Here is a 25,952-nt window from a genome sequence, read left to right as displayed (position 1 = left end):
AGGTGGGAGAATGAAACAGTGGCTAGCGGCAATGGAAACATCCGTGCTTGTTATGGGATTACTTCGGTTGTTTTCAGGAAGCGCGGAAATATTCGCCGCTCTGCTTATGCTTTACGTGAATGATGCGAAGAAAGCATTGTTTATAAATGGTATGTTGGCGTTTGTTGGACCGACCGTATTAATTTTAACAATGACAATTGGCATAGCGAGTGTAGCAAGTGAGATTTCTTTCTTGAAACTCTTTTTTCTAGCGCTTGGAATTGGCTGCATTTTTATCGCGTTGTTGAAATAGTAAGTCGAGTATAGTGGGGAGAAGCTTATGAAAGAAGTATTAGAAGTTTTACCGAAAGCGATGAGACAGTTAGTTGAAGGCTGTAAACAATACGATACTCTAGAGGAAATTCGCGTTCGAATTGGAAGGCCACTAGAGTGTATTGCACATGGAGAAGTGTTTTTCTATGACTATATCGCTACAGCGGAAGATGCAATCCATTTATTGAATAAATTAAGTCAATTCTCAATTTATACGATGGAAGAGGAATTGAAACGTGGATATGTGACACTACGAGGAGGACATAGAATTGGCCTAGCTGGAAAAGTCATTACAGAAAAAAGCGCAGTGAAAATGATTCGAGATGTCTCTTCTTTTAATATTCGTATTGCCCGTCAAAAAATAGGGATTGCTGAGCCGCTTCTGCCATACCTTTATGAATCGCGATGGTTAAACACGATGGTAATTGGCCCACCGCAAACGGGGAAAACAACACTTTTAAGAGATGTAGCACGCTGTATGAGTCAAGGTGTAAGTGCTTCGGAAATTCCTTCATGTAAAGTGGGGATTGTTGATGAACGATCAGAAATTGCGGGCTGTGTGAAAGGAATCCCGCAATATGACTTTGGCGTGCGAGTAGATGTATTAGACGCTTGTCCAAAAGCTGAAGGAATGATGATGATGATTCGTTCTATGAGCCCAGACATATTAATCGTAGATGAAATTGGACGTAAAGAAGATAGTGAAGCGATTATGGAGGCGGTACATGCAGGTGTTCAGCTTTTTATAAGTGCACATGGATTTTCTTATGATGATGTTGTGAAACGTCCATCGTTACAGGCGGTGCTGGAACTTGGTGTATTTGATAGGTTTGTGGAATTATCAAAAGCGAGAGGGCCAGGAACAGTTATGCAAGTGAAAGATAGAGATGGAAAACCAGTATTATCCCATAGAAAGGTTCAAGGCGTATGGTGAAAATATTTGGTGCGGTATTAATAGTTGCTGTTAGCACTTTTTTCGGATTTTCATACGCTAAAAGGTACAGTGAGAGACCGCGGCAACTTAGGTTATTGAAGGCAGCATTGCAATCATTAGAAGCTGAAATTATGTATGGACACACGCCGTTATCTGAGGCTGCAGAGCGTTTAGTCAAACAAATGCCGAAGCCGTTAAATTGGATATTTCAAAGCTTTTCGAAACGGCTAGAGGACGGGGAGCAAACAGTTAGAGAAGCTTGGATTGATAGTTTGAAGGAGAACTGGACGTTAACGGCGTTTAAACAAACCGAGTATGAAATCTTACAACAATTTGGTGAAACACTTGGACAACATGATCGTGAATCACAGCAAAAACATATTCGCTTATGTATTACACATTTGGAGAGAGAAGAAGGAGAAGCGAAAGCATTACAACTACAATATGAAAAAATGATAAAGAGTTTAGGGGTACTAGCAGGGCTACTTATCGTAATTTTACTGCTATAGGGGGGAGAAAGGCGATGTCCATTGATGTTGGATTAATATTTCAAATCGCCGGAATCGGCATTGTTTTAGCTTTCATTCATACTGTACTAAAAGAATTAAAGCGAGAGGATATTGCAAATTGGGTTATCCTTGTCGGTTTTGTCGTTATTTTGTTTCATGTTGCATTTTTAATTAATACTCTATTCGACAAGATTAAAAGTGTCTTTCTCTTCCAGTAAAGGAGGCGGTTCGAATCGAAATTATACAAATTGTCGGATTAGGCCTCGTTGCTACATTTTTAGCTGCTGTTTTAAATCAGCATAAGTCTAGTATTACATCGTTATTTATTGTGTTCATTGGTAGCATGATGTTTCTTCTCTTAATCGATCAAATTCATTCTATTTTACAAATGATTGAGAGAGTGGCGAGTGAAGCGAAGGTTAGCAACGTATATGTAGAAACGTTATTGAAAATTATAGGGATTGCTTATATCGCTGAGTTTGGTGCGCAAATTACAAAGGATGCTGGTCAAGGTGCAATCGCTTCGAAAATTGAATTAGCTGGGAAAATCTTAATTCTCGTCATGGCAATTCCTATTTTGACGGTTGTAATTGAAACAATTCTCGGTTTTTTACCTACGGGATAAGGGGGAGTGAATGTTGAGGAAGTTTGGAGCTAAGCTATTATTTGCTTGCTTCCTTTTCTTTTCTTTACCGATTGTTGTACAAGCTTCTCCTATAGAAACAAACGTCGTTGATCAACAATTGGATAAGCTCGGAATTGAAGATGTGAAGCAATTTTGGGACGGGCTTGTTACAAAGTATGGAGGCTATTTACCAGAGAGTCAAAAAGGAAGCTTTATGGAGTTTGTAAAGGGAGAAAAAGAGTTCTCCATAAAAGAGTGGATGATAGGTCTATTAAAATATTTATTTCATGAGCTTGTTGCAAATGGAAAGTTACTCGGAACGCTCATTATGCTCACGATTTTCAGTGCATTGTTGCAATCGTTGCAATCTGCTTTTTCAAAGAGTAGCGTGAGTAAAATCGCTGATGCAGTCGTATACATGGTACTTATTATTTTCGCTTTAAATAGTTTTTATGTCGTTATGACATATGCAAGAGAGACGATACAAACAATGGTAGATTTTATACTAGCGTTATTACCAATTTTACTTGCACTCGTAGCAACAGGCGGCGGTGTTGTTTCTGTATCATTTTTTCATCCAATCATCATTTTCTTAATGAATACGAGTGGGCTTCTTATGAACTATATCGTTCTACCACTTTTATTACTTGCAACTATATTAAGTATTGTAAGCACGATGAGTGATCAATATAAAGTTACGAAATTGTCCAAGCTTTTGCAAAACGTTAGTGTTGGGATTATTGGTATCTTTTTGACGGTTTTTTTAGGCGTATTATCTGTACAGGGAACAGCGTCAGCCGTTGCTGATGGTATAGCTGTGAAAACGGCTAAATTTGTAACAGGAAATTTCATTCCTGTAGTAGGAAGGATGTTTACTGAGGCGGCGGATACTGTTATTAGTGCATCTGGATTATTAAAAAACACAGTCGGAATTATCGGGCTCGTTATTTTATGCTTAATTGTCGCTTTCCCAGCGATTCAAATTTTTTGTATCGCGTTTATTTATAAATTCGCAGCAGCAGTATTGCAACCAGTAGGCGGAGGAGCAATTATTCAATGCTTAGATATCATTGGACGAAGTATCATTTACGTATTTGCTTGCTTAGCTATCGTATCATTTATGTTCTTTTTAAGTATCACAATTATTATTGCTGCCGGGAACATTACTCTCATGATGCGGTAGGAGGTGAAGAGTATGCAATTTGTTACAGAGTGGATTAGAAATATTATCGTTTTTTTACTCTTAGCGACAATGCTTCATCTTATTCTTCCAAATTCAAATTTGCAAAAGTACGTTAAATTCGTTGTAAGTCTATTGTTAGTCGTATTAATTTTAACGCCTCTATTTAAGTTGTTACAAACAGATGTAAATGAAGTTATCGCAAATTTCAATGAGGAAAAGTACGTAGCAGATGGATCTGTAAAAAATTCGATAGATTCGAAGAAAAAAGAAATACAAGCTCTAACACGTGCATATAGTTTAGAAGAGATGGCTACCAAAATGAAAAAAGACGTAGGAAAAGAGTTTGAGAAAAAGTATGGTATGACAGTCTCTGAAATACAAATAGTCGCAGTGGAACATGCAGAAGAAGTAAAGTCAGCGAAAGATATTCAATCTGTTGTTGTGACGTTGAAAGAAAAAGAACGTAGTAAAAATGATGCAATCGAAACAGTAAAGCCAATTGAAATTAATATGAAAGAACCTCCAAAAAAAATAGAAGAAACGAATGTAGAAATGAAAGATTTCTTTTCAAGCAGGTGGCAACTAGAGGATAAACAAATCCAAGTTCAGATGGAAGGGAGGACAGGTAGCGTAAATGGACAATAAAGATAAAAATTCGAGGTTCTCATTTTTTCGAAACCTATTAAATGGGGATGGAAAAGAAAGTAATGAGAAGGGGAAAAAGGTAACACCTAAGTTTTTGCTTGTCCTACTCATACTTGGGATTGCGCTTATGTTTTCTAGTAATTTCTTATCACCTAAAAAAGAAGAAGTGCCTGTGTTTAAAGAAAAGACAAGTCAAAGCCAAGATAAAGATGTACCAACTTTCGGTCAAAAAAACAATGATAATATGTCAAATGTAGAAAAATACGAAAAAGCGTATGAACAAGAATTGAAAGCTTCTTTAGAAGAGATAGCCGGAGTAAAAGATGTAACTATTAAAGTGAACTTAGATTCATCTGAAGAAAAAATACTCGAGAAAAATACAGTAAAACGTTCACAAACGACAGGTGAAACTGATAAAGCAGGCGGGAAAAGGGAAGTAGAAGACGAGTCTCTTGATGAAAAGACAGTCATTATACGTGAAGGTGATAAAGAAACTCCAATTGTTTTGCGAACAGAGAAACCGAAAGTACGAGGTGTTCTGGTCGTAGCAAAGGGAGTGGATAATATACAAATAAAAGCAATGGTAAAAGAAGCTGTGACGCGATTATTAGATGTACCAGCTCATCGCGTTTCAGTATCACCGAAAAATTGATAGGGAGGAAATAAAGTGTTAAAAAAACAAACGGTTTGGCTATTAACGATGTTAAGTTTAGTGGTTGTACTATCTGTTTATTACGTAACAACTCCTGATAAAATGAATACAGCAGCACCGGCAACGGGTGAAAAGATGGGACAAGAAAAGCAAGGTGTTGATAAAGCAGTTACAAAAGAAACAACGAAAGAAACTGCAAATAAAGAGACAACAAAAGAAAATACAAGCAAGGAAACTACAAATAAAGAAACAGACAAGAAAGAGAATGACAAAAAAGAAACAAGTAAAAAAGAGGCTAGCGTAACAGTTCAATCAAGCGATGAGAATTTTACAGCGCTACGTATGCAAATGGAAGATCAGCGTAGTGTAGAGAAAGAAAAGTTACAAAATGTAATGAAGTCATCAAAATCTTCAGCAGAAGAAAAGAGTAAAGCGAAAGATAATCTTGATGCAATCACTACGATGGAAACGAAGCAACAATTACTTGAGACAGTGATTAAATCTCAAGGCGGATATAAGGATGCTCTTGTAAGAGCTGATGGAACAGACATTAAAGTAACAGTTAAATCGGCAAAGCATTCACAAAAAGAAGCGAATAAAATTATTCAGCTCGTAAGAAGTGAAGGTGGTTCAAAAGATGTAGGTGTGAAATTTGATCCATCAGTAAAATAAATTGAAATTATAATAGGTGTTGCTGCTTCAAATTAGATAAAAGAATAATAGAAAAAAGCTATCGTTTTCGATAGCTTTTTTCTATTTCATCTTTGCAGTTGTATTTAGTATTTTCAATTGGAAACGGGGAAATACGCTGTGAGTAAAAGATTAATGGTTCGTGATGATGGTGATTAGTTTTTCCAGATTTGACGTGAATGAAGAGGACCAATGTCCAAATCACTACGGCAGGCAAGAACAGGATGAGCCATATCATATGTCCGCACCTCACTACAATAAATTTGCTACACTTTGAACATACTATTCTTTTATGAAGGAAGAATGAACGGCGCGTAAACAAAAAAATAATATTTGGTAAAAATATGTTTTTTTACCGTGGATAAAATGAAGAATGCTGAGGGAATTACGTTTTTACACTTTGCAGTTTTGAAAAAGTAAAGAATGTTTTTTAGGAAGTGGTCTTGCCAATTTTGTGTGAAACTTGGTATTATTACTAGGTAATAATTTTTTGGTGGAATAATATTTTTACAGGAGTTTCGATTTATAATAAAGAAATATAAATTGGAATGTTTAAAAAATTTAGCGTAAGATGGGAATAGTAAATATTTCTATTAGTAAATGTCATAGGAATAAATTTTCTAATAGAATACATCGTATTTTTACAGTAAATCAGTTTGATGCCAATCTGTAAAAACGGGACAAACAAGAGTATGGGAGTGGATTTTACATGTTTAAAATTCAAGAAGTTCGTGAATTAATTAAATTAATTGATAGCTCTAATATTGATGAATTTGAATACAAAAAAGACGGTACAACAATCAAAATGAAAAAACGTGGTAATGAAATAGTTACTGTGCAAGCACCGGTAACGAAACAGGTAGTACAGCCAGCAGCATCTGTCGAAGTAGAAACAGCAGTAGCGGCAGCGCAAGTAGAAGCGCCAAAACAAGAAGAGAAGAAAGTTGTTCAAGATGAAAACCTACATAAAATCACATCACCGATGGTAGGGACATTTTATTCCTCTTCTTCGCCTGATACACCTCAATATGTAAGTGTTGGGGACAGAGTATCGAAAGATTCTATCGTATGTATTGTTGAAGCTATGAAATTATTTAACGAAATTGACGCAGATGTAGAGGGCGAAATTGTTGAGATTCTTGTTAATAACGGACAGCTTGTTGAGTATGGACAACCGCTATTTCTTGTAAAAGCGTAATAAGGGAGTCTTTGTGATGATAAAAAAAGTATTAATAGCCAATCGTGGGGAAATTGCTGTACGAATTATTCGTGCTTGTAAAGAAATGGATATTGAAACAGTTGCAATTTATTCAGAAGCAGACAAAGAGTCACTTCATGTGCAAATTGCAGATGAAGCGTATTGTGTTGGACCAACGATTTCAAAAGAAAGCTATTTAAATTTGACGAACATTATTAGTGTTGCGAAATTAACAGGTTGTGATGCAATTCATCCGGGATATGGATTTTTAGCAGAGAATGCAGATTTTGCAGAATTATGCCGTGAGTGTAACTTGATTTTTATCGGTCCAAGCCCAGAAGCCATTTCAAAGATGGGCACAAAAGACGTTGCACGTGATACAATGAAAGAAGCAGGGGTTCCGATTGTACCAGGTTCACAAGGGATTATTAAAAATACCGAAGAAGCGATCGAGCTTGCTAATCAACTTGGATATCCAGTTATCATTAAAGCGACTGCAGGTGGCGGCGGAAAAGGTATTCGTGTTGCGCGCCATGAAGAAGAGCTTGTAAAAGGAATTCAAATTACACAGCAAGAAGCCAGTACCGCTTTTGGGAACCCTGGTGTATACTTGGAGAAGTACGTTGAAGATTTCCGCCATGTTGAGATTCAAATAATGGCAGATACACATGGAAATGCCATTCATTTAGGAGAGCGTGATTGTACAATTCAGCGCCGTCTGCAAAAACTATTAGAAGAAAGTCCATCACCTGCACTTGATGAGAATATTCGCAAGCAAATGGGTGAGGCAGCAGTTAAAGCGGCGGTAGCGGTTGATTATACAGGTGCTGGTACGGTTGAGTTTATTTATGAATATAAAACGAAAAGCTTTTATTTCATGGAGATGAATACGAGAATCCAAGTTGAACATCCAGTTACTGAAATGGTAACAGGGATGGATTTAATTAAAGAACAAATTCTTGTTGCTTCTGGAGAAAAGTTATCGTTACAGCAAGAAGAAGTACAATTTAATGGTTGGGCAATGGAATGTCGAATTAATGCGGAAAACCCTGCCAAAAAATTTATGCCATCTCCAGGTAAAGTAGAAATGTACTTACCACCAGGCGGATTTGGTATTCGCGTCGATTCAGCTGTATATCCGGGATATTCAATACCACCTTTCTATGATTCGATGGTTGCTAAATTAATTGTTCACGGAAAAACACGTGAAGAGGCAATTGCAAAAATGAAGCGAGCGCTCAGTGAGTTTGTCATTGAAGGCGTACATACAACAATCCCGTTCCATTTGCAATTGCTAGAGCATCCTGATTTTGTAAAAGGTGAGTTTAACACGAAATTTTTGGAAGAGCATGAACTTGTGACGCAGTGATACATTAAAGGAGGTTTTTTTCATGGCTGAACATATGTTAGATATGGGTCAAGATACAACTCTTGGAAAAGTAGAAATTGCACCAGAAGTAATCGAAGTAATTGCAGGTATTGCAGCTGCTGAAGTAGAAGGTGTAGCGGCAATGCGTGGTAATTTTGCTACAGATGTTGTTGAGAAGTTAGGTAAGAAAAATCATGGTAAAGGTGTAAAGGTTGAATTGGCAAACGAAGATATTATTGTTGACCTTTATGTTGTGATGTATTTTGGTGTAGCGATTCCGGTTGTTGCACAAAAAATTCAAGACAATATTCGCCAAGCACTCTTTACAATGACAGGACTTGAGCCAAAAGAAGTGAACGTTCACATCGTTGGCGTAACATTCGAAACACAAAAAACAGAAATCGAACCAGTGTAAGAGTGGAAAAAGGTGCCTAGTAAAATAGGCATCTTTTTTATCGTTTCATTTCTTCACAAATTAAAACCCTCTAATTGTTATACTATTTCAAAAAAAAAGAAAAATAAAACGGTATGTTTCATTTTTCCAAAAAACGTACATTGTGATAAGATATGGAACTTGAAGTTAATCTTTTTATTATTTTTCAGCCTTGTACCCCGTGTGTGAAACGATAAATTGTGTTATTATCATTGTATTATAAGGTTGGAAAATCAATGAAAACTGCAAGAGTAAGTGAATTGACGGCTTATAAATTATAATAATATAACAAAACATAAGGAAAGACTTGAAGTATAAAGGAGAGTTACAATGAAACGTAGGACGGCTAGAGAAAGAGCAATGCAAGCATTATACCAAATGGATATTACAGGTGAATTGGAACCGAAAGTAGCGGTGGAAAATACGCTAGATGAAGGCGAAGAAACAAATGAGTTTCTAGAATCACTTGTTGTAGGATTTGTAGACAACAAAGAAGAGATTGACGCAGCAATTCGTCAAAATTTAAAAAAGTGGAAGCTTGAGCGTATTAGTATTGTTGATCGCAGTATTTTACGTGTAGCTGTGTGTGAGATGAAATACATGGAAGAAATTCCGCACAATGTAACAATTAACGAAGCAATTGAAATCGCAAAAACATTTGGGGATGAGGAATCTCGTCGTTTTATTAACGGCGTTTTATCTAATATAAAAGATACACTGTAATTTCTTTAAGGGGGAAACTTAAAATGGTAGCAGTAATCATCAAAGGAAATGAAGTTGCGGAGAAAAAACGAGCACAATTAAAAGAAAAAGTTGTGAAGTTAAAAGAGCAAGGGATTGTACCAGGATTAGCAGTTATTTTAGTTGGAGAAGATCCAGCATCTCGTTCTTATGTAAAAGGAAAAGAAAAAGGCTGTGAGCAAGTAGGAATCTATTCAGAGCTAATTGAACTTCCTGAAACGATTACTGAGGAGCGTTTGCTTGCTGAAATCGATCGCTTAAATGGAGACGACCGCATTAATGGCATATTGGTACAATTACCTTTACCAAAACATATTGAAGAAAAAGCTATCATTGAAAGAATTTCACCGGAAAAGGATGTAGATGGATTTCACCCAATCAGCGTAGGACGTATGATGACGGGACAAGACACATTCCTTCCATGTACACCGCATGGCATTTTAGAATTAGTAAAAGAAACGAATCTTGATATTTCTGGAAAGCATGTTGTTGTAATTGGAAGAAGTAATATTGTTGGTAAGCCAGTGGGGCAACTGTTTTTAAATGAAAATGCAACTGTCACATATTGTCATTCTAAGACGCAAAATATAAAAGAATTATCGAAGTTAGCTGATATTTTAATCGTAGCCGTTGGACGACCGAAAATGGTAACAGCTGACTATATTAAAGAGGGTGCGGTTGTAATTGATGTTGGTGTTAACCGTTTAGAAACAGGCAAACTTTGTGGTGATGTTGATTTTGACAATGTATTAGACGTTGCAGGTTACATTACGCCTGTGCCAAAAGGAGTCGGCCCAATGACTATTACAATGCTTCTTCACAACACTGTGGAGTCTGCAAAGCGTGCAGGTGTTGTTTGTCAATAATTTGAATCGGCTATGAGGAGAGAGAAATGGAGAAACAATATTTAACCGTTACAGCATTAACACGCTATATTAAAACAAAAATAGAGTATGATCCGCATTTACAGTCTGTTTGGTTAAAAGGAGAAATTTCCAACTTTAAATATCATAGTCGTGGTCATATGTATTTTACATTGAAAGATGAAAATGCAAGAATTGCAGCGGTTATGTTTGCGGGTCATAATCGTAACATTAAATTCAGACCGGAAAATGGAATGAAAGTACTTGTAAAAGGAAAGATTTCTGTTTACGAGGCGAGTGGTTCTTATCAAATTTATATTCAAGACATGCAGCCTGACGGAATTGGAAACTTGCATTTAGCTTATGAGCAATTAAAAGTTCGTTTAGAGGAAGAGGGCTTGTTTTCTCAAGTTTATAAAAAAATAATTCCTCCGTATGCTAAAACAATAGGTGTAATCACGTCGCCAACAGGAGCAGCAATTCGCGATATTATAACAACAATTAAACGTCGTTATCCAATTGGAAATGTTATTGTATTTCCTGTACTTGTACAAGGGGAGTCAGCAGCTCCCTCGATTGTACAAGCAATTCGTACAGCGAATGAAATGGGAGATATTGATGTTTTAATTGTTGGACGTGGTGGAGGCTCTATTGAAGAATTATGGGCCTTTAATGAGGAAGTAGTTGCAAGAGAAATTTTCACAAGTGAGATTCCGATTATTTCGGCTGTAGGCCATGAAACAGATTTTACAATCGCAGATTTTGTCGCGGATTTACGTGCACCAACACCGACTGCAGCAGCTGAGCTGGCGGTACCTAATACTATAGAGTTACAAGAAAAGGTATTACAAAGAACTCTGAGATTGCAAAGAGCAATGAGAGAGAGAGTACATAAAAAAGAAGAAAAACTGCAAGTGTTACAAAAATCTTATGCGTTCCGTTATCCAAGGCAAGTGTACGAGCAAAAAGAAGAGCAGTTAGACAGGGCTCTTGAACAACTTGTTTTAGCGAAAGAGCGTTATATAGATAAAAAAGTAAATCAATTAAAGCAACTTTCATTTTATTTAGAAAAGCACCACCCATCTCAAAAAATTATACAAACGAAAACGGCAATTGAAACGTTGCAAAAGCAGTTGCAACGTGAAATGCAAACCTTACTTCAAACGAAGGAGTTCGTATTTGTGAGAGCGGCTCAAAAGCTTGAGGTATTAAGCCCGCTTAAAGTAATGATGAGAGGGTATGGGCTTGTATACGATGAAGAGAAACAAGTATTAAAAAGCGTGAAAGATGTTAGCCTTGGAGATGCTGTTTCGGTTCAATTACAAGATGGAATACTAGATTGTAGCGTATCAAGCATAGAGGAGCGTGAATTGAATAATGGAAAATAAGTTAAGCTTTGAAGAAGCAATTTCGCAGCTTGAGCATCTCGTTTCTAAGCTTGAACAAGGTGATGTACCTTTAGAGGAAGCAATTTCTTATTTTAAGGAAGGCATGGAATTATCTAAGCTTTGTGATGAGAAATTGAAAGATGTACAAGAACAAATGGCAGTTATCCTTGGGGAAGATGGAGAGCTTAAACCGTTTACTGCTTTAGGAGATGAAGCATAGTGACACATATAGCTTTTGATGCTTTTTTGAAAGAGAGTAAAACTTTCGTAGAAGAAAAGCTTGTAAGCTATGCAAATGAATTACAATGTCCAAATGTGCTTCGTGAAGCGATGGCATATTCTTTGGAAGCGGGTGGGAAACGTCTCCGCCCGTTACTTTTATTTGCAACGTTACAAGCGTTTGGGAAAGAAAGAAATCTTGGAGTGGGTGCAGCTTGTGCCCTTGAAATGATTCATACATATTCGTTAATTCATGATGATTTACCTTGTATGGATGATGATGATCTAAGACGAGGAAAGCCTACCAATCATAAAGTATTTGGTGAAGCAATGGCAGTTTTAGCAGGAGATGGTTTGTTGACATATGCTTTTCAAGTTATTATGGCATATGGGCAAAAAGAAATCTCTGCTGAAAAAAAAGTAAGACTTGTACTTGAGCTTGCGAAAGCAGCAGGACCTGAAGGAATGGTTGCTGGACAAGTGGCAGATATGGAAGCTGAAGGAAAACGACTTACAATTAATGAATTAGAGTACATTCATAATCATAAGACAGGTAAACTGCTTGAGTTTGCTGTACTTGCAGGTGCGATACTTTCTGATGCTACAGAAGAGCAAGAAGAGAAGTTACTTGCATTTGCGAAATATATCGGTCTAGCTTTCCAAATTAGAGATGATATTTTGGATGTAGAAGGAACAGAAGAAGAGATTGGAAAACCGATTGGTAGTGATGCTTCCAACGAGAAGAGCACATATACGACGTTATTTACTGTAGATAGAGCAAAATCTATTTTAGAGGAGAAAATTGCAAAAGCAAAAGATTCTATTAGCTCCTTACAATTACAAGATGAATATTTACTATCTATTTGTGATTTAATCGCAAAACGTAATAACTAATATAACAGCGTTTCCATTTGTTGAGTCATTCATCATTTTATGATATAAATGTAGGAAAGGTTTTTCTTTTCTTGTTATTGGCAAAAATATATGTAGATTACATTGCCGTTATCACTTCGTGTTAGCGGCTATTTTTTTCATCACGTAAAGAAATATGATGTATAATATGATAAGTGAAAAAATGGAAGTGTTTTCTGAAAGCAGGACAAGATAAAAAGAATAGAAAAGATAATTTCTTGTGTTGTGTAAATGTTTCTTATAATATTTGACATGTTGACAGATTATGAAATGAAAGTGAGTGATCCATGTGGATCTAACGCAAATTCAAAACCCTAGTTTTTTGAAAGATATGTCTATCAGTGAACTAGAGGGGTTGAGTGAGGATATTCGTAAGTTTTTAATTGAAGAGCTCTCTCAAACAGGTGGACATATTGCACCTAATTTAGGTGTAGTAGAACTCACAATTGCTCTGCATAAATTATTTGATAGTCCGAAAGATAAGTTTTTATGGGACGTAGGACATCAATCCTATGTACATAAAATTTTAACAGGGCGTGCGAAAGAATTCGGCACATTAAGGCAATACCAAGGTCTATGTGGTTTTCCAAAACGCTGCGAGAGTGAGCATGATGTTTGGGAAACTGGTCATAGTTCGACATCGTTATCTGCTGCAATGGGAATGGCTCTAGCACGTGATTTAAAGAAAACGGAAGAATACGTTATACCAATCATTGGCGATGGTGCATTAACAGGCGGAATGGCTTTAGAGGCATTGAACCACATTGGGCATGAAAAAACGGACATGATTGTTATTTTGAATGACAATGAAATGTCAATTGCACCAAACGTCGGTGCACTTCATAATGTACTTGGTCGTTTACGTACCGCAGGGAAGTACCATTGGGTAAAAGATGAACTAGAGTATATATTGAAGAAAATCCCAGCAGTCGGCGGGAAAGTTGCTGCGACAGCAGAGAAAATAAAAGATAGTCTAAAATATTTACTAGTATCAGGCGTCTTTTTTGAAGAATTAGGCTTTACATATTTAGGTCCGGTCGATGGGCATGATTATGAAAAGTTATTCGAAACGTTGCAATATGCAAAGAAAACAAAAGGCCCAGTACTTGTTCATGTTATTACGAAAAAAGGAAAAGGTTATAAACCAGCTGAAAGTGACGTTATTGGAACTTGGCATGGAACAGGATCGTATAAAATTGAGTCAGGTGACTTCGTTAAACCGAAAGAAGTTGCACCAGCATGGAGTGCTGTTGTTAGTGAAACAGTGCTTAAGCTAGCGAGAACGGATGAACGTATCGTTGCAATTACGCCTGCAATGCCTGTTGGATCGAAACTTGAGAAATTCCAAAAAGAATTTCCGGATCGCATGATTGATGTAGGTATTGCAGAGCAGCATGCTACAACAATGGCAGCTGGTATGGCAACACAAGGGATGAAGCCGTTCTTAGCAATTTATTCAACATTTTTACAAAGAGCATACGACCAAGTTGTTCATGATATTTGTCGCCAAAATTTAAATGTTTTCATTGGAATAGATCGCTCTGGATTAGTAGGAGCAGACGGTGAAACGCATCAAGGTGTATTTGACATCGCGTTTTTACGTCACTTGCCGAATATGGTGCTTATGATGCCGAAAGATGAAAATGAAGGTCAACATTTAGTATATACAGCGATGCAATACGAAGATGGACCGATTGCTTTACGTTATGCACGCGGAAATGGACTTGGCGTTCAAATGGATGAAGAATTAAAGGCGATTCCAATCGGTACATGGGAAACGTTAAAAGAAGGCACACAAGCAGCAATTTTAACGTTTGGTACGACAATCCCGATGGCAATGGAAGCAGCTGAGCGTCTTGAACAAGCTGGAGTATCAGTGAAAGTAGTGAATGCTCGCTTTATTAAGCCGATGGACGAAGCATATTTACATGAGCTTTTAGGGAAAAATATACCGATTTTAACGATTGAAGAGGCTTGTTTAATCGGTGGCTTTGGAACGGGAGTAGTTGAATTTGCTTCTGAGAACGGATACCATAGTGCTTTAATTGAACGAATGGGTATTCCTGATCGCTTCATAGAGCATGGTAGTGTAACAAAACTGTTAGAAGAAATTGGTTTAACAACAGATGCTGTTGTAGACCGTATTCATACAATGATTCCATCAAAACAAAAAAGGGCGTAACAAATGAGCGTAAAAAAAGAAAGAGTAGATGTACTATTAGTAGAGCGAGGACTTATAGAAACGCGTGAGAAGGCTAAACGTGCTGTTATGGCAGGTCTTGTATATGCGAATGAAATGAGACTCGATAAGCCAGGGGAGAAAATCTCACAAGATACGGAGATTACGGTGAAAGGGCAAGTCATGCCGTATGTAAGCCGTGGTGGTTATAAGCTTGAAAAGGCACTAGAAACATTTCAACTTGATTTACAAGATAAGGTTATGATAGATATTGGTTCATCAACTGGTGGTTTTACAGACTGTGCGCTTCAAAATGGGGCGAAGTTATCCTACGCATTAGATGTAGGATATAATCAACTTGCGTGGAAATTGCGTCAAGATGAGCGTGTTGTTGTGATGGAACGAACGAACTTCCGTTACGTGACACCGGCAGATTTAGAGCGTGGTTTACCGCAGTTTGCAAGTATTGATGTTTCATTTATATCATTAAGGCTTATATTGCCGGTTTTAAAAACAATGCTTATGCCAAATGGTGATGTAGCTGCATTGATTAAACCTCAGTTTGAAGCTGGACGAGAACAAGTCGGGAAAAAAGGCATTGTTCGTGATAGAAAAGTACATGAAGCTGTCGTGGAAATGATTGTCGATTTTGCTCTTAAGGAAGGCTATAATATCGAAGGTTTAACATTCTCACCAATTACAGGCGGGGATGGAAATATTGAATTTTTAATTCATCTAAAGTGGCACGGTGAGCGTGAGAATGGCGAAAATCATTCTCCGGTTTCTATTGAACAAGTTGTTACAGAAGCACATGATGTTCTAAAACAAAAAGGGAAAGGGGAATAACATATGTTGTTCCTCTTTTTGTTGTAATCGTATAATGATTGTAAAAACAATTGTGTACAAGTAATGGATTATACGGTAACATAAATAAATGAAGTATACCAATGTTTAAACTATGGTAAGAGATAGTGTGAGGTGCAAATGTATGAATAAAGGTCAGCGCCATATTAAAATCAGGGAAATTATTGCTAACAAAGAAATTGAAACACAAGATGAACTAGTTGATATTTTACGTAATGTGGGGTTTAATGTAACGCAAGCAACAGTATCGCGCGATATTAAAGAACTGCACTTAGTGAAGGTGCCATTACATGATGGCCGCTATAAATATAGCTTGCCAGCAGATCAACGATTTAATCCGTTGCAAAAATTAAAACGAAATCTAGTGGATTCATTTGTAAAATTAGACACGGCAGGACATATGCTTGTGCTAAAAACATTGCCTGGTAACGCTCATTCACTTGGGGCACTCATTGATCATTTAGAGTGGGATGAGATCGTCGGAACCATTTGTGGTGATGATACTTGCTTAATTATTTGCCGTACACCTGAAGATACAGGTGTTGTCTCTGATCGTTTCTTAAATATGCTTTAACAGAAAAATCTTGTTTACTTTCCTCTGTAAAGTGGAAAGTAAACAAGATATTTTTATTGGCGAAAAATACGGATTTTCAAATACAATACATTATTTTTTTTGAATGAAGTTAGAAAATAGGTGGATTGACCCGTAAAACGAATGTTTGGTACAATGGAGCGGGTTAGAAGAGTAATTTATACATACAAACATATAGTATAACTATTTGAATGAAGAATACTGAGAAAAGCCCTTAATAGGGGGATTAGTTTATAACGAGGTGAATGGGGCATTGTTATCGGAATTATCGATCAGAAACTTTGCTATTATTGAGGCATTAAATATTTCTTTTCAAAAAGGTTTAACCGTTTTAAGTGGTGAAACAGGAGCTGGAAAATCCATTATTATTGATGCAATTAGTTTGCTTGTTGGTGGCCGTGGTTCAGCAGAATTTGTTCGATATGGAACAGAAAAGGCTGAGATAGAAGGCTTATTCTATGTAGAAGATGACAAGCATCCATGTATCGCAAAGGCAGAAGAGTTAGATATAGAAATAGAAGATGGCATGATTATTTTGAAGCGTGACATCGCTGCGAACGGAAAAAGTGTCTGTCGTGTAAATGGGAAACTTGTTACACTCAGCATATTAAAAGAGATTGGAAAAACGCTAGTTGATATTCATGGACAGCATGAAACACAAGATTTAATGAATGAAGAGCGTCATATGTTTATGCTTGATCATTTTGATGGAAATCGCATTGTTAAACAATTGGGCATATATCAAAATGTATATACAGACTATGAGAAGTTAAAAAAACAGCTGAAATCTTTAAGTGAAAATGAACAACAAATGGCCCATCGTCTAGATTTAATTCAATTCCAACATGAAGAAATTCGTAAGGCGGATTTAAAAATGGATGAAGAATATGAATTGACTGAGGAACGATTAAAAATCTCCAATTTTGAAAAGATTTATAAAGCATTAGGAGATGCGTATCGTTCGTTAAGTGGAGACGGACAGGGATTGGATCACGTAAGAAATGCAATGGGACAAATGGAGAGTATTACGCACTTAGATGAAGCGTATCAAGAAAATCATGATTCTATTGCAAATAGTTATTACTTATTAGAAGAAGTTGCATACCAGCTTAGAGAAAAATTAGATATGATGGAATATGATCCGAAACGTCTAGATGAAATTGAAACACGTTTGAATGAAATCCGTATGTTAAAGAGAAAGTATGGAAATACTGTAGAAGAGATTTTAGCGTATGCTGATAAAATTGAACAAGAAATTTTTACGATTGAAAATAAAGACGTACATATTGAAACGACGAGAAAGCAGTTAACGAAATTAGAAGGTGTTATTGTAAAAGAAGCAACGTTGTTAAGTACTATGCGTCATGAGCTTGCAGATCATCTTACAAGCGCTATTCATCAAGAATTAAAAGAACTATATATGGAAAAAACGAAATTTGAAGTGAGAATTATGAAGAGGGTAGGAAATATAGAAGAACCTCTCGTGGAAGGAACACCGGTAAAACTTACGGCGGATGGCTACGATCATGTGGAATTTTATATTTCAACGAATCCGGGTGAACCGTTAAAGCCACTTTCAAAGGTCGCTTCTGGCGGAGAGTTATCTCGTATTATTTTAGCTTTAAAAAGCATTTTTTCTAAGCATCAAGGTGTTGCATCTGTTATTTTTGATGAAGTGGATACGGGTGTGAGTGGTCGGGTTGCACAGGCTATTGCGGAAAAAATTTATCGTGTATCAGTAAACTCGCAAGTACTTTGTATTACGCACTTACCTCAAGTAGCTTCAATGGCGGACTCTCATTTATTTATTAGAAAACAAGTGGCGAATGATCGTACGATTACATCGGTTACTGTGTTAAGTACGGATGAAAAAGTAACAGAAATTGCTCGAATGATTTCTGGTGTTGAAATTACAGATTTAACGACAGAGCATGCGAAAGAGTTACTTACGCAAGCGCATCATTTCAAACAGACAGCAGAGGCTATCCAGTAATGGATAGCTTTTTTTTCTCAAATGACGATTTCTTAATTCTTCCGGTTATAAATAAAGCGCTGCAAGGAGAGATTAAAAAGTGAAGCCAAGAGGCTGAATGTGGGGTAGGAGCGAGGAGAGTGAACAAATTGAAATTAGAAAGATTTCGAAAAATAATAGGTCTTTGTCTCCTTGTTTCTCTAGTTTTTATTGGATGTTTTAAACCGCTTCGAACGTTTATTTCATCGCCGAAGCAACTTGTTGTTTTTGAAGGACAACAATCAGAAATAGCATCATTACCAGTTTTTAAGGCTGCATCTACAAATCGTAATGTATTTACTGTAAGTTCAAATGAACAAGAACTTATGGTAAATTCTCACCAAAATGGTGAAGCTGATATGGTGTTTCAACTTGCTGGTTTTCCAGTGAAAAAAGTAAATGTGAAAGTATTAAAAGATTTTAAAGTTATTCCAGGTGGACAATCGATTGGTGTAAAATTGAACACAAAAGGTGTACTTGTTGTAGGCCATCATTTAATTCAAACTGAAAAGGGTAAAGTATCTCCTGGTGAAACAGCTGGTGTACAGATTGGAGATATGATTACTGAAATCAATGGTAAAACAATTGAAAGAATGAGTGATGTAGCACCATTTATTCATAATAGTGGAGAAACAGGTGAACCGCTTAATCTTGTTTTATTAAGAGATGGAAAATATATTCGTGCTAAGCTAACACCACAAAAAGACAATGGTGAATCCTCTTACCGAATTGGACTGTATATTCGTGATTCAGCAGCTGGTATCGGAACGATGACATTTGTACATCCAGATTCTATGAAATATGGAGCGCTTGGTCATGTAATTTCCGATAATGATACAAAAAAGCCAATTCAAGTAGAAGATGGACAAATTATGCGTTCGACAGTAACGTCTATTGAAAGAGGAAGTCACGGGAACCCGGGAGAAAAATTAGCAAGATTTTCACCGGATCGTGAAGTGATTGGTAATATTACAATAAATAGCCCGTATGGTATTTTTGGGAAATTAAACACAGATATGACAAACGGCATAATGGATAAAGCAATGCCTATCGCATTATCCCATCAAGTAAAAGAAGGGCCAGCGAAAATATTAACAGTTATTGATCAAGATAAGGTGGAAGCGTTTGATATTGAAGTTGTTAGTACGGTACCACAAAAGTTCCCAGCTACAAAAGGTATGGTTATAAAAGTGACAGATAAACGTTTACTAGCAAAAACGGGTGGTATTGTACAAGGAATGAGTGGAAGTCCGATTGTACAAAATGGGAAAGTAATTGGTGCGGTTACACATGTATTTGTAAATGATCCAACGTCAGGATACGGTGTTCATATTGAATGGATGTTACATGAGGCTGGAATTAATATTTATGATCAAGAGAAAAAAGCGAGCTAATACATATTAGCTCGCTTTTCTTTTGAAAAATTCGTTGAAATTTTGTAAAAGCTCCGCAAGAGCTGTTTTTTGTTGTAAGATATAAGCAAAGGGTTGAACGTTTCGCTGTAATTCTATGATGGAATGTGTTGCGAAAGTAAAAAAATGAACGATAAACATATTTTTTTGTGATTTTATCGGAAAGTAAGAAACTTTAAAGGGAATTTTCACACAATTGTCGAACAATTCATGTAGCCTAGAAGCTTACACATGTCGGAAGAATCGATTCGGTAAGGGAGGAAAAACTGTGGAAAAAATTAAAGTATGTCTTGTGGATGATAATAAAGAATTGGTATCGATGCTAGAGAGTTATGTTGCTGCCCAAGATGATATGGAAGTTATCGGAATTGCTTACAATGGTCAAGAATGTTTAAACTTATTGAAAGAAAAGCAGCCTGATATACTCGTTTTAGATATTATTATGCCACATTTAGATGGTCTAGCTGTGCTAGAGAAAATGCGACATATTGAAAGGTTAAGACAACCTAGCGTTATTATGTTGACAGCATTCGGACAAGAAGATGTGACGAAAAAAGCGGTTGATTTAGGGGCATCATATTTCATATTAAAGCCATTTGATATGGAGAATTTAACAAGTCATATTCGTCAAGTTAGTGGTAAGGAAAGTGCTACTATTAAACGTCCATTACCATCTTTCCGATCAGCAACAACAATCGATGGAAAACCGAAAAACTTAGATGCGAGTATTACAAGTATCATTCATGAAATTGGTGTACCCGCTCATATTAAAGGGTACATGTACTTACGAGAAGCAATCTCTATGGTGTACAATGATATCGAATTACTAGGATCTATTACGAAAGTATTATATCCAGATATTGCAAAGAAATATAATACAACAGCAAGCCGTGTCGAGCGCGCAATCCGTCACGCAATTGAAGTAGCTTGGAGCCGTGGGAATATTGATTCTATTTCGTCCTTATTTGGTTATACTGTATCCATGTCAAAAGCAAAACCTACGAATTCTGAGTTCATCGCAATGGTTGCGGATAAGCTAAGACTTGAACATAAGGCTTCGTAAATATTGATATAGCAGTGTTTTTGATTGTTTAGCGGTAATGTAAAGTTACCAACAAACTTCTTTTCGTACCAACAAATAATGTTAATGCATTTTAATAAACACCGTCTTTTATTGGTTTGTAAATCAAACTAATGAGAGGCGGTGTTTTTTGTTTTGACTGAATTTGAATTACAACTAGATAATTTTATGTTGTATTGTTCGAGTAAAAATTTGTCGACTAAAACGCTGAAAAGCTATGACCAGACGCTAAATTTATTTTTATTGTACATGAGAGAGACGTATCAAGTGGAGGAAGCGGGAAAGGTAAAGGCCGTACACATTCGGCAGTATATTAAGTATTTAAAGGAACGTGGAAAGTACACCGTGGCTGCTAGAACAATAGCAAATGATATTAATCGCCCGCATAACCGGACAGATTACAAAAAGCCACTAAGCGATACAACGATTGCTAACTATTTACGTAATATCAAAGTGTTTTTTAATTTTTTATTCCAGGTAGAACGAGAAATTAAAATAAATCCTGTCGAAAGCATTCAAAACATTAAACCGAAACGTAAGCAAAAACCTTTGTTGACGGAAGACGAAATCATACGTGTATTAAGAGTTTTTGATGTTACCACATTTCATGGTTATCGTAATTGGATTGTTACTCGATTGCTATTGGATACGGGAATGAGAATATCAGAGTGTTTAGAGTTGCTTCCTGAAAAAATTGATTTTAAGCATAAAGCAATTTTAATTGAGAACTCGAAAAATAAGCAGCAACGTTACACGTACTTCTCATTTAAAATGGCAAATGATTTAAAACGTTGGTTATTGTATCGAGACCGTTATTCAAATAGTGATTATATGTTCCCTACAATTCGAGGAACACAATTAGAAGTGCGAAACTTTGAAAAATCTTTACGTGAAGCGGGGAAAAGAGTAGGAGTATCAATACACCCACATCAACTGCGTAATAATTTTGCTAAGTATTATATTCTAAATGGCGGAGACTGGGCCTCGTTATCACGTATTTTAGGTCATTCTAGTGTAGAGGTAACTCAAAAAGCTTATTTAGATTTCACAGATTCAGAAATAGGTAAGAAATATCAAAAACATTCACCATTAAATCACTTGAAAGTTTAAAGCAAAGAAAAAAGCCGCCTATTGCAGTAGGCGACCGAAAGTTAAGTTTAAATTCAAAACTAAATAACGGATATTCCGTACATTCAGCACTTGTATTATACCATTTTTCAAAAATGGATAGCAAGGGGTCTAATTTCTTATTGCCTTTTTTAGATGATTAGAGTCTTCAGTGTACGGTAATTCCGAACGTGGAATTGCCTGTAAACCACGCTAAAAACTGTTTCCCGTAATTATGGACACGTATAACGCTGGGGTAATTACGGATTGGCTTGCTATCGGTCGTGCGGAAAGTACTTAGTATACTTTTACAAGGATAGCACACCCCGCTGGATTCCTATTCATTCGGTGGGGATAAGGTGAGAACTACCTTAAAGGTTCGGGTTGGTTATCGTTAGTACTACGGTACTAAGGAACACGTTCAGCTTGTCGCACAGGGGCGATATTGTGAGGAACAAGCCTTGTTAAAGGGCGTGTACGGTGAAAACTGTTAAGCGAATAGGGTCTATACATACGGAACACTGACTAAGCAAGGCATGGCATGAACCGAAAGACGCTTATCCTTCTATTCTGATTGATTACTTTTTTGTAGTCTTTCAGCATAGGGGATAAATCTGCCTTCCAGCCATTTTCCTAACATCGCTTCAGCATGATAAAAAACCTCAAAATCTAAAGTCAATATCACTATTAAAGAAAAGTGTAAGTTTATAGCATTTTCCACTAATTAAGTTAAAATAAATTAGCCAAATGAAGTGTAGGAACAATATAAAGAATTAAGTACTATATAAAGAGTAGAGTATACGGGATAATGATATTTAAGGTACTTTATTTAAGACGCAAAGTAACGAATGGTCTTAAATATAAGAAATATAAATAGGAGAAAGAATATGAGGGATAAACTAGAACGGCTTTTAGTATCTGAGGAGATTTTACCATTAAGTTCTTCTAAATGGTCAGTGTTTCAGGTGGATTTTAAGAAGGAATGTAAGGAAGTAACACATAAAATAATAAATGACAATGTACCTAGTAATGTTATTGGAGTGTATGTAATTCAAAATAGTGACGGAGAAGTATTGTATGTGGGACAAGGGAAAGTAAAAGAAAGAATTAAACGACATTATAAAAAGTTATTTGCTTCTATCCCTAGTTACAGGCAACAATTCTTCCAAGAAAAAGAGGGGACAATGAATATATATTGGGCGGCATTTGAAAGGGATAGGCTTGTAGTAGAAACGTTGTTGCAGCTTGTCTTAAATCCTGCATTTGAAGCATATAAAAATGGGAGGAAAAATTAACAGTATAATAAGACTGTGGGACTGGTTCTATATAGTTCGTTCAAAGAAAAATAGAGACATATAAGGCAAAAGAATTTTTAAAGTAGAGAAATGATGAGTAGTTGCCCAGATAAGCACGTTAGAATATACAGCGATGCGTTAGACGAAAATCTCCAGTATGTTTAAAATACACTTGACGAAGAGGGAAGCATAAATCCTTGTCATACATAGTTTGAAATTAAAAATAATTCTAAAATATACCTGTAAAAGTACCCTATTTCAAACACATTAATATAGGGGAACTTATTAGACCGCATACTGTACTGTGTGCGGTTTTTATTTTCCTCTCTCCTTTTTGTGGTGTACATTTCTTACCTTAGCCCCTATGTCATTTATGATGTGGGGGATATTTTTTGTACCAGCAGAAGGAGAAATAAAACTAATGTAACTACCTATAAAGGGGGATTTAATGATGATTGGAAACGAATATAAAAACTTGCCGTATAAGCCTGAAATAAAACCGCAAATGCTTAAATACATTCGATTAAGTAGAAACCTTACACAAATTTCTGTGGCAGAAAAGCTTGGGGTTTCACAGAAAATGATTAGTGATTATGAGAACGGAAAATATGAGGACTTCAGTCCCAACGTTTACGCCCGTGTACGTGAACTGGTGAGGGCATATCGTATAGACCGCTATGAAATAGAATCTTATAAAAAACTTATGGAAATCAAAAGTAGACGTGGTTACAAGGTATGACAAAGAAAGTAGAAAGCTTATGTGCAGCTATTTTAACTAAGGGTTATAACGCTAAAGAGTTGGACAGCAAAGCAAATGCCCTGTTAGATAAGCTATTTCATTTACGAACTATTGAAAAGGAAACAGCCATTAGCATAAAAGAAACGAAAGTAGCTATACAAGCTGTAATGCTTGCTAAGAAACAGCAGGTACAAACGAAAGGGGAAACAATAAATGTTATTTCAAATTAATCGTGAAGAACTAAACAAAGTAATTGCAGGATATAAACCGCACCGCCATACAAAGAAAGCTATCCAAGCATTTCAAAAGGATATAGCTGATATTGAAAAATATGCTGCTAGTATTGAGGAACAGAAGATAGAAAAACAATTAGAATTAACGAAAGTACTTGCTGATATTGAAGTGACTTTTGAAATTGGCGAACGTGTTTATCTTCAAAACGAAAAAGCCCACTTAGTGGAACAATTACAAGGCTTAGACTTCTTTTTAGAAGAAACTAAGGAACACAAGACGCAAGCACGGTTAAAACATTCCCCAGCAGTAGCACAGGCGATTGATAAAGACCGTAACGAGTTGTTATCTACCTTTAATGAGGAAATGAATAAGGCTGTACGTGTGGGGCTTTCTGATATGTTTCAGTGTGTAGTTGATGTGAATGTAATGTTGGAAACTGAAAAGCAAACCTTTGTAAATGATGTGTATGATTGTTTGGCTGGTGATGAAGTAGTTATTGATACGTACCGCTTTCAGAATAAGAGAGTACCTACAGAAACACCACTTGAAGTGGGATACCTAAACATTACACCTAATGATTTTAGTCAGGCTACGAATGGACATAACACGGTTAAAAGTAACAGCTTCATTATTCGTAACTATGGACAAGAAGGGGGCGAGTAATAATGCAATACAGTAAAGAAGTGTTAGATAAGATAAGAAGCGGCGATACTTCCCTTTTACAAAACTTGTCACCACTTGCCACAGTCGCATTAGGGTTGCAATTACAGCAAGAAGCAATGGACAAGGTTAATGGAACTACAATTGATTTTAATAAAGTAGGGCAGACTGTTCAGGGTTTAAATAACAGTAACCATGCTACTAAACCAACTGGTATTACGTTTTTTAAGACTGATGAAGAAGTAACCCCACAACAATAAATATGCAAAACATGAAGGCAGCCATTGCGGTTTGCCTTCTTTTTTTATTAATCACATACATACGTGTCCCGTTTGGTTATTCGTTTGGTACTACTTTTATGTAACCGATTTTAAATAGGGTACAAACAAAAGGAGGAACTAATATGAAAACAATTCAAGGAACGAAGAAACTAGCAAAAGGAAACATTGAGGGTAATTATGAACACTTCCCGAAAGATTTACACGCATACTTACAGCTGGGAGTGATTAAGCCCAGTGACGTTATAGTGTACATGACTTTAATGGCTTATCACAACACAGAAATAGGGTACTCATTTCCTACTAATGTGCAGATAGAAATTGCAACGGGATTGAGTAAGGGGACGGTATGCACCTCCTTACAACGGTTAGAAAAGGTAGACCTAATAGGAAGAAAGCGTGCAAAATACTATGCAAACAAGAAAATTTTCTTTGTATTCAAGCCGCTAACACGAGATGAATTATACAAGCAGTTACCTAAAGAAGCAGAAGCATTTGAGAAGAAGAAGGCAAAGAAATTGGAAGAAGCGGAACAAAATAAGGCGGACTTCCTAGCCTACAAGGAAATGCAAAAGCACAACTTACAAGCCATTTAGTGGTGTGATTAATAGTTTGATTAAAACGTTGATATGACAGCATTTAGGGAGTTTATTAATCACAAGGTATTAATCACACACGTATGTGAGTACTTTGTATAAAAATTGTAATGAGATAAGTTCAATTTTAATGAAAATGGAGTGCAAAATGTATACCTTATAAAGACTTACTTACCAAGACTTACAATATAAAGACTTACAAATAAGAATGAGGGCAAGCCCTCCACTATC

The 25,952-nt window shown here is 36.4% G+C and carries 31 protein-coding genes; 30 read left to right on the top strand and 1 reads right to left on the bottom strand.

Annotation, left to right across the window (positions count from 1 at the left end):
* Window positions 1-10 precede the first annotated feature (10 nt).
* The 9 genes from MKY90_RS21455 to MKY90_RS21415 are packed head-to-tail and all read left to right on the top strand — an operon-like array spanning window position 11 to window position 5,532.
* Window positions 11-292, top strand: coding sequence for a YqhV family protein (locus tag MKY90_RS21455; protein ID WP_000816054.1), 282 nt, complete (start codon window positions 11-13; stop codon window positions 290-292).
* Between the two features lie 27 nt (window positions 293-319).
* A complete protein-coding gene (spoIIIAA, locus tag MKY90_RS21450; RefSeq protein WP_341092511.1) occupies window positions 320-1,246 on the top strand; it encodes a stage III sporulation protein AA in 927 nt (308 codons plus the stop codon).
* Window positions 1,240-1,755: a stage III sporulation protein SpoIIIAB gene (spoIIIAB, locus tag MKY90_RS21445; protein ID WP_002088574.1), complete on the top strand. Its 516-nt coding sequence runs from the start codon at window positions 1,240-1,242 to the stop codon at window positions 1,753-1,755. Before spoIIIAA ends, spoIIIAB begins: the two co-directional genes overlap by 7 nt.
* A gap of 14 nt (window positions 1,756-1,769) precedes the next feature.
* Window positions 1,770-1,973: a stage III sporulation protein AC gene (gene spoIIIAC, locus MKY90_RS21440; protein ID WP_000020914.1), complete on the top strand. Its 204-nt coding sequence runs from the start codon at window positions 1,770-1,772 to the stop codon at window positions 1,971-1,973.
* Between the two features lie 23 nt (window positions 1,974-1,996).
* Entirely contained in the window at window positions 1,997-2,380 is a 384-nt protein-coding gene (gene spoIIIAD / locus MKY90_RS21435; RefSeq protein WP_078172833.1) for a stage III sporulation protein AD, read from the top strand.
* Between the two features lie 10 nt (window positions 2,381-2,390).
* Complete coding sequence (spoIIIAE, locus tag MKY90_RS21430; protein WP_002067101.1) at window positions 2,391-3,563, top strand: stage III sporulation protein AE; 1,173 nt, start codon at window positions 2,391-2,393, stop codon at window positions 3,561-3,563.
* A gap of 12 nt (window positions 3,564-3,575) precedes the next feature.
* A complete protein-coding gene (spoIIIAF, locus tag MKY90_RS21425) occupies window positions 3,576-4,208 on the top strand; it encodes a stage III sporulation protein AF (protein WP_002015059.1) in 633 nt (210 codons plus the stop codon).
* Window positions 4,198-4,860, top strand: a complete 663-nt coding sequence (spoIIIAG, locus tag MKY90_RS21420) for a stage III sporulation protein AG (protein WP_002088572.1) — start codon at window positions 4,198-4,200, stop codon at window positions 4,858-4,860. Before spoIIIAF ends, spoIIIAG begins: the two co-directional genes overlap by 11 nt.
* A gap of 15 nt (window positions 4,861-4,875) precedes the next feature.
* Window positions 4,876-5,532: a SpoIIIAH-like family protein gene (locus MKY90_RS21415; protein ID WP_078184424.1), complete on the top strand. Its 657-nt coding sequence runs from the start codon at window positions 4,876-4,878 to the stop codon at window positions 5,530-5,532.
* A gap of 58 nt (window positions 5,533-5,590) precedes the next feature.
* Here MKY90_RS21415 and MKY90_RS21410 read toward each other — a convergent pair whose 3' ends face one another.
* Window positions 5,591-5,788 (bottom strand): hypothetical protein, encoded by a 198-nt coding sequence (locus MKY90_RS21410; RefSeq protein ID WP_012261697.1) that lies wholly within the window; start codon window positions 5,786-5,788, stop codon window positions 5,591-5,593.
* A 471-nt stretch (window positions 5,789-6,259) separates the two neighbouring features.
* On the opposite strand from MKY90_RS21410, the gene accB reads away from it, so the two are divergent.
* The 21 genes from accB (at window position 6,260) to MKY90_RS21305 (ending at window position 25,721) form a co-directional block, all read left to right on the top strand.
* Entirely contained in the window at window positions 6,260-6,748 is a 489-nt protein-coding gene (accB, locus tag MKY90_RS21405; protein WP_002015063.1) for an acetyl-CoA carboxylase biotin carboxyl carrier protein, read from the top strand.
* 16 nt (window positions 6,749-6,764) lie between these two features.
* Window positions 6,765-8,117 carry an acetyl-CoA carboxylase biotin carboxylase subunit gene (accC, locus tag MKY90_RS21400; protein WP_002015065.1) on the top strand — a complete coding sequence of 451 codons (1,353 nt, stop codon included), beginning with the start codon at window positions 6,765-6,767 and terminating at the stop codon, window positions 8,115-8,117.
* Window positions 8,118-8,139: 22 nt separating this feature from the next.
* Complete coding sequence (locus MKY90_RS21395) at window positions 8,140-8,532, top strand: Asp23/Gls24 family envelope stress response protein (protein WP_000807630.1); 393 nt, start codon at window positions 8,140-8,142, stop codon at window positions 8,530-8,532.
* 348 nt (window positions 8,533-8,880) lie between these two features.
* Entirely contained in the window at window positions 8,881-9,273 is a 393-nt protein-coding gene (gene nusB / locus MKY90_RS21390; RefSeq protein WP_002067080.1) for a N utilization substance protein NusB, read from the top strand.
* A gap of 23 nt (window positions 9,274-9,296) precedes the next feature.
* Window positions 9,297-10,157 carry a bifunctional methylenetetrahydrofolate dehydrogenase/methenyltetrahydrofolate cyclohydrolase FolD gene (gene folD / locus MKY90_RS21385; protein WP_002067081.1) on the top strand — a complete coding sequence of 287 codons (861 nt, stop codon included), beginning with the start codon at window positions 9,297-9,299 and terminating at the stop codon, window positions 10,155-10,157.
* A 26-nt stretch (window positions 10,158-10,183) separates the two neighbouring features.
* On the top strand, window positions 10,184-11,542 hold the full coding sequence (gene xseA, locus MKY90_RS21380) for an exodeoxyribonuclease VII large subunit (RefSeq protein ID WP_002015068.1): 1,359 nt from the start codon (window positions 10,184-10,186) through the stop codon (window positions 11,540-11,542).
* A complete protein-coding gene (gene xseB, locus MKY90_RS21375; protein WP_000428422.1) occupies window positions 11,532-11,762 on the top strand; it encodes an exodeoxyribonuclease VII small subunit in 231 nt (76 codons plus the stop codon). Before xseA ends, xseB begins: the two co-directional genes overlap by 11 nt.
* Window positions 11,762-12,655 (top strand): (2E,6E)-farnesyl diphosphate synthase, encoded by an 894-nt coding sequence (gene ispA / locus MKY90_RS21370; RefSeq protein WP_061674771.1) that lies wholly within the window; start codon window positions 11,762-11,764, stop codon window positions 12,653-12,655. The genes xseB and ispA overlap by 1 nt, the downstream gene beginning before the upstream one ends.
* A 307-nt stretch (window positions 12,656-12,962) precedes the next feature.
* On the top strand, window positions 12,963-14,855 hold the full coding sequence (dxs, locus tag MKY90_RS21365) for a 1-deoxy-D-xylulose-5-phosphate synthase (RefSeq protein WP_002088566.1): 1,893 nt from the start codon (window positions 12,963-12,965) through the stop codon (window positions 14,853-14,855).
* 3 nt (window positions 14,856-14,858) lie between these two features.
* Window positions 14,859-15,698: a TlyA family RNA methyltransferase gene (locus tag MKY90_RS21360; protein ID WP_002015074.1), complete on the top strand. Its 840-nt coding sequence runs from the start codon at window positions 14,859-14,861 to the stop codon at window positions 15,696-15,698.
* A 142-nt stretch (window positions 15,699-15,840) separates the two neighbouring features.
* Window positions 15,841-16,290 (top strand): arginine repressor ArgR, encoded by a 450-nt coding sequence (gene argR / locus MKY90_RS21355; protein ID WP_002015076.1) that lies wholly within the window; start codon window positions 15,841-15,843, stop codon window positions 16,288-16,290.
* Window positions 16,291-16,561: 271 nt separating this feature from the next.
* Window positions 16,562-18,301 carry a DNA repair protein RecN gene (recN, locus tag MKY90_RS21350; protein ID WP_341092508.1) on the top strand — a complete coding sequence of 580 codons (1,740 nt, stop codon included), beginning with the start codon at window positions 16,562-16,564 and terminating at the stop codon, window positions 18,299-18,301.
* Between the two features lie 119 nt (window positions 18,302-18,420).
* Window positions 18,421-19,713, top strand: coding sequence for a SpoIVB peptidase (gene spoIVB, locus MKY90_RS21345; protein ID WP_002015079.1), 1,293 nt, complete (start codon window positions 18,421-18,423; stop codon window positions 19,711-19,713).
* Between the two features lie 286 nt (window positions 19,714-19,999).
* Window positions 20,000-20,794 (top strand): sporulation transcription factor Spo0A, encoded by a 795-nt coding sequence (gene spo0A, locus MKY90_RS21340; protein WP_002015081.1) that lies wholly within the window; start codon window positions 20,000-20,002, stop codon window positions 20,792-20,794.
* 153 nt (window positions 20,795-20,947) lie between these two features.
* Complete coding sequence (locus MKY90_RS21335) at window positions 20,948-21,922, top strand: tyrosine-type recombinase/integrase (RefSeq protein ID WP_002099536.1); 975 nt, start codon at window positions 20,948-20,950, stop codon at window positions 21,920-21,922.
* An 884-nt stretch (window positions 21,923-22,806) separates the two neighbouring features.
* Window positions 22,807-23,214 (top strand): GIY-YIG nuclease family protein, encoded by a 408-nt coding sequence (locus MKY90_RS21330; RefSeq protein WP_341092505.1) that lies wholly within the window; start codon window positions 22,807-22,809, stop codon window positions 23,212-23,214.
* A gap of 451 nt (window positions 23,215-23,665) precedes the next feature.
* The gene (locus MKY90_RS21325; RefSeq protein WP_341092503.1) at window positions 23,666-23,953 is read left to right on the top strand and encodes a helix-turn-helix domain-containing protein; all 288 of its coding nucleotides are present in this window, start codon (window positions 23,666-23,668) and stop codon (window positions 23,951-23,953) included.
* The gene (locus tag MKY90_RS21320) at window positions 23,950-24,183 is read left to right on the top strand and encodes a hypothetical protein (protein ID WP_341092500.1); all 234 of its coding nucleotides are present in this window, start codon (window positions 23,950-23,952) and stop codon (window positions 24,181-24,183) included. Before MKY90_RS21325 ends, MKY90_RS21320 begins: the two co-directional genes overlap by 4 nt.
* Window positions 24,167-24,850 (top strand): metalloendopeptidase, encoded by a 684-nt coding sequence (locus MKY90_RS21315; protein ID WP_341092498.1) that lies wholly within the window; start codon window positions 24,167-24,169, stop codon window positions 24,848-24,850. Before MKY90_RS21320 ends, MKY90_RS21315 begins: the two co-directional genes overlap by 17 nt.
* 2 nt (window positions 24,851-24,852) lie before the next feature.
* Window positions 24,853-25,107 (top strand): hypothetical protein, encoded by a 255-nt coding sequence (locus MKY90_RS21310; RefSeq protein WP_341092496.1) that lies wholly within the window; start codon window positions 24,853-24,855, stop codon window positions 25,105-25,107.
* Between the two features lie 143 nt (window positions 25,108-25,250).
* Window positions 25,251-25,721, top strand: coding sequence for a helix-turn-helix domain-containing protein (locus tag MKY90_RS21305; protein ID WP_341092495.1), 471 nt, complete (start codon window positions 25,251-25,253; stop codon window positions 25,719-25,721).
* Window positions 25,722-25,952 lie beyond the last annotated feature (231 nt).

The organism is Bacillus sp. FSL P2-0099, assembly GCF_038007445.1.
Classification (GTDB): Bacteria; Bacillota; Bacilli; order Bacillales; family Bacillaceae_G; genus Bacillus_A; species Bacillus_A mycoides.
The sequence above is the reverse complement of the archived record's forward strand: the minus strand, read 5'-3'. Positions and strand labels throughout refer to the sequence as shown.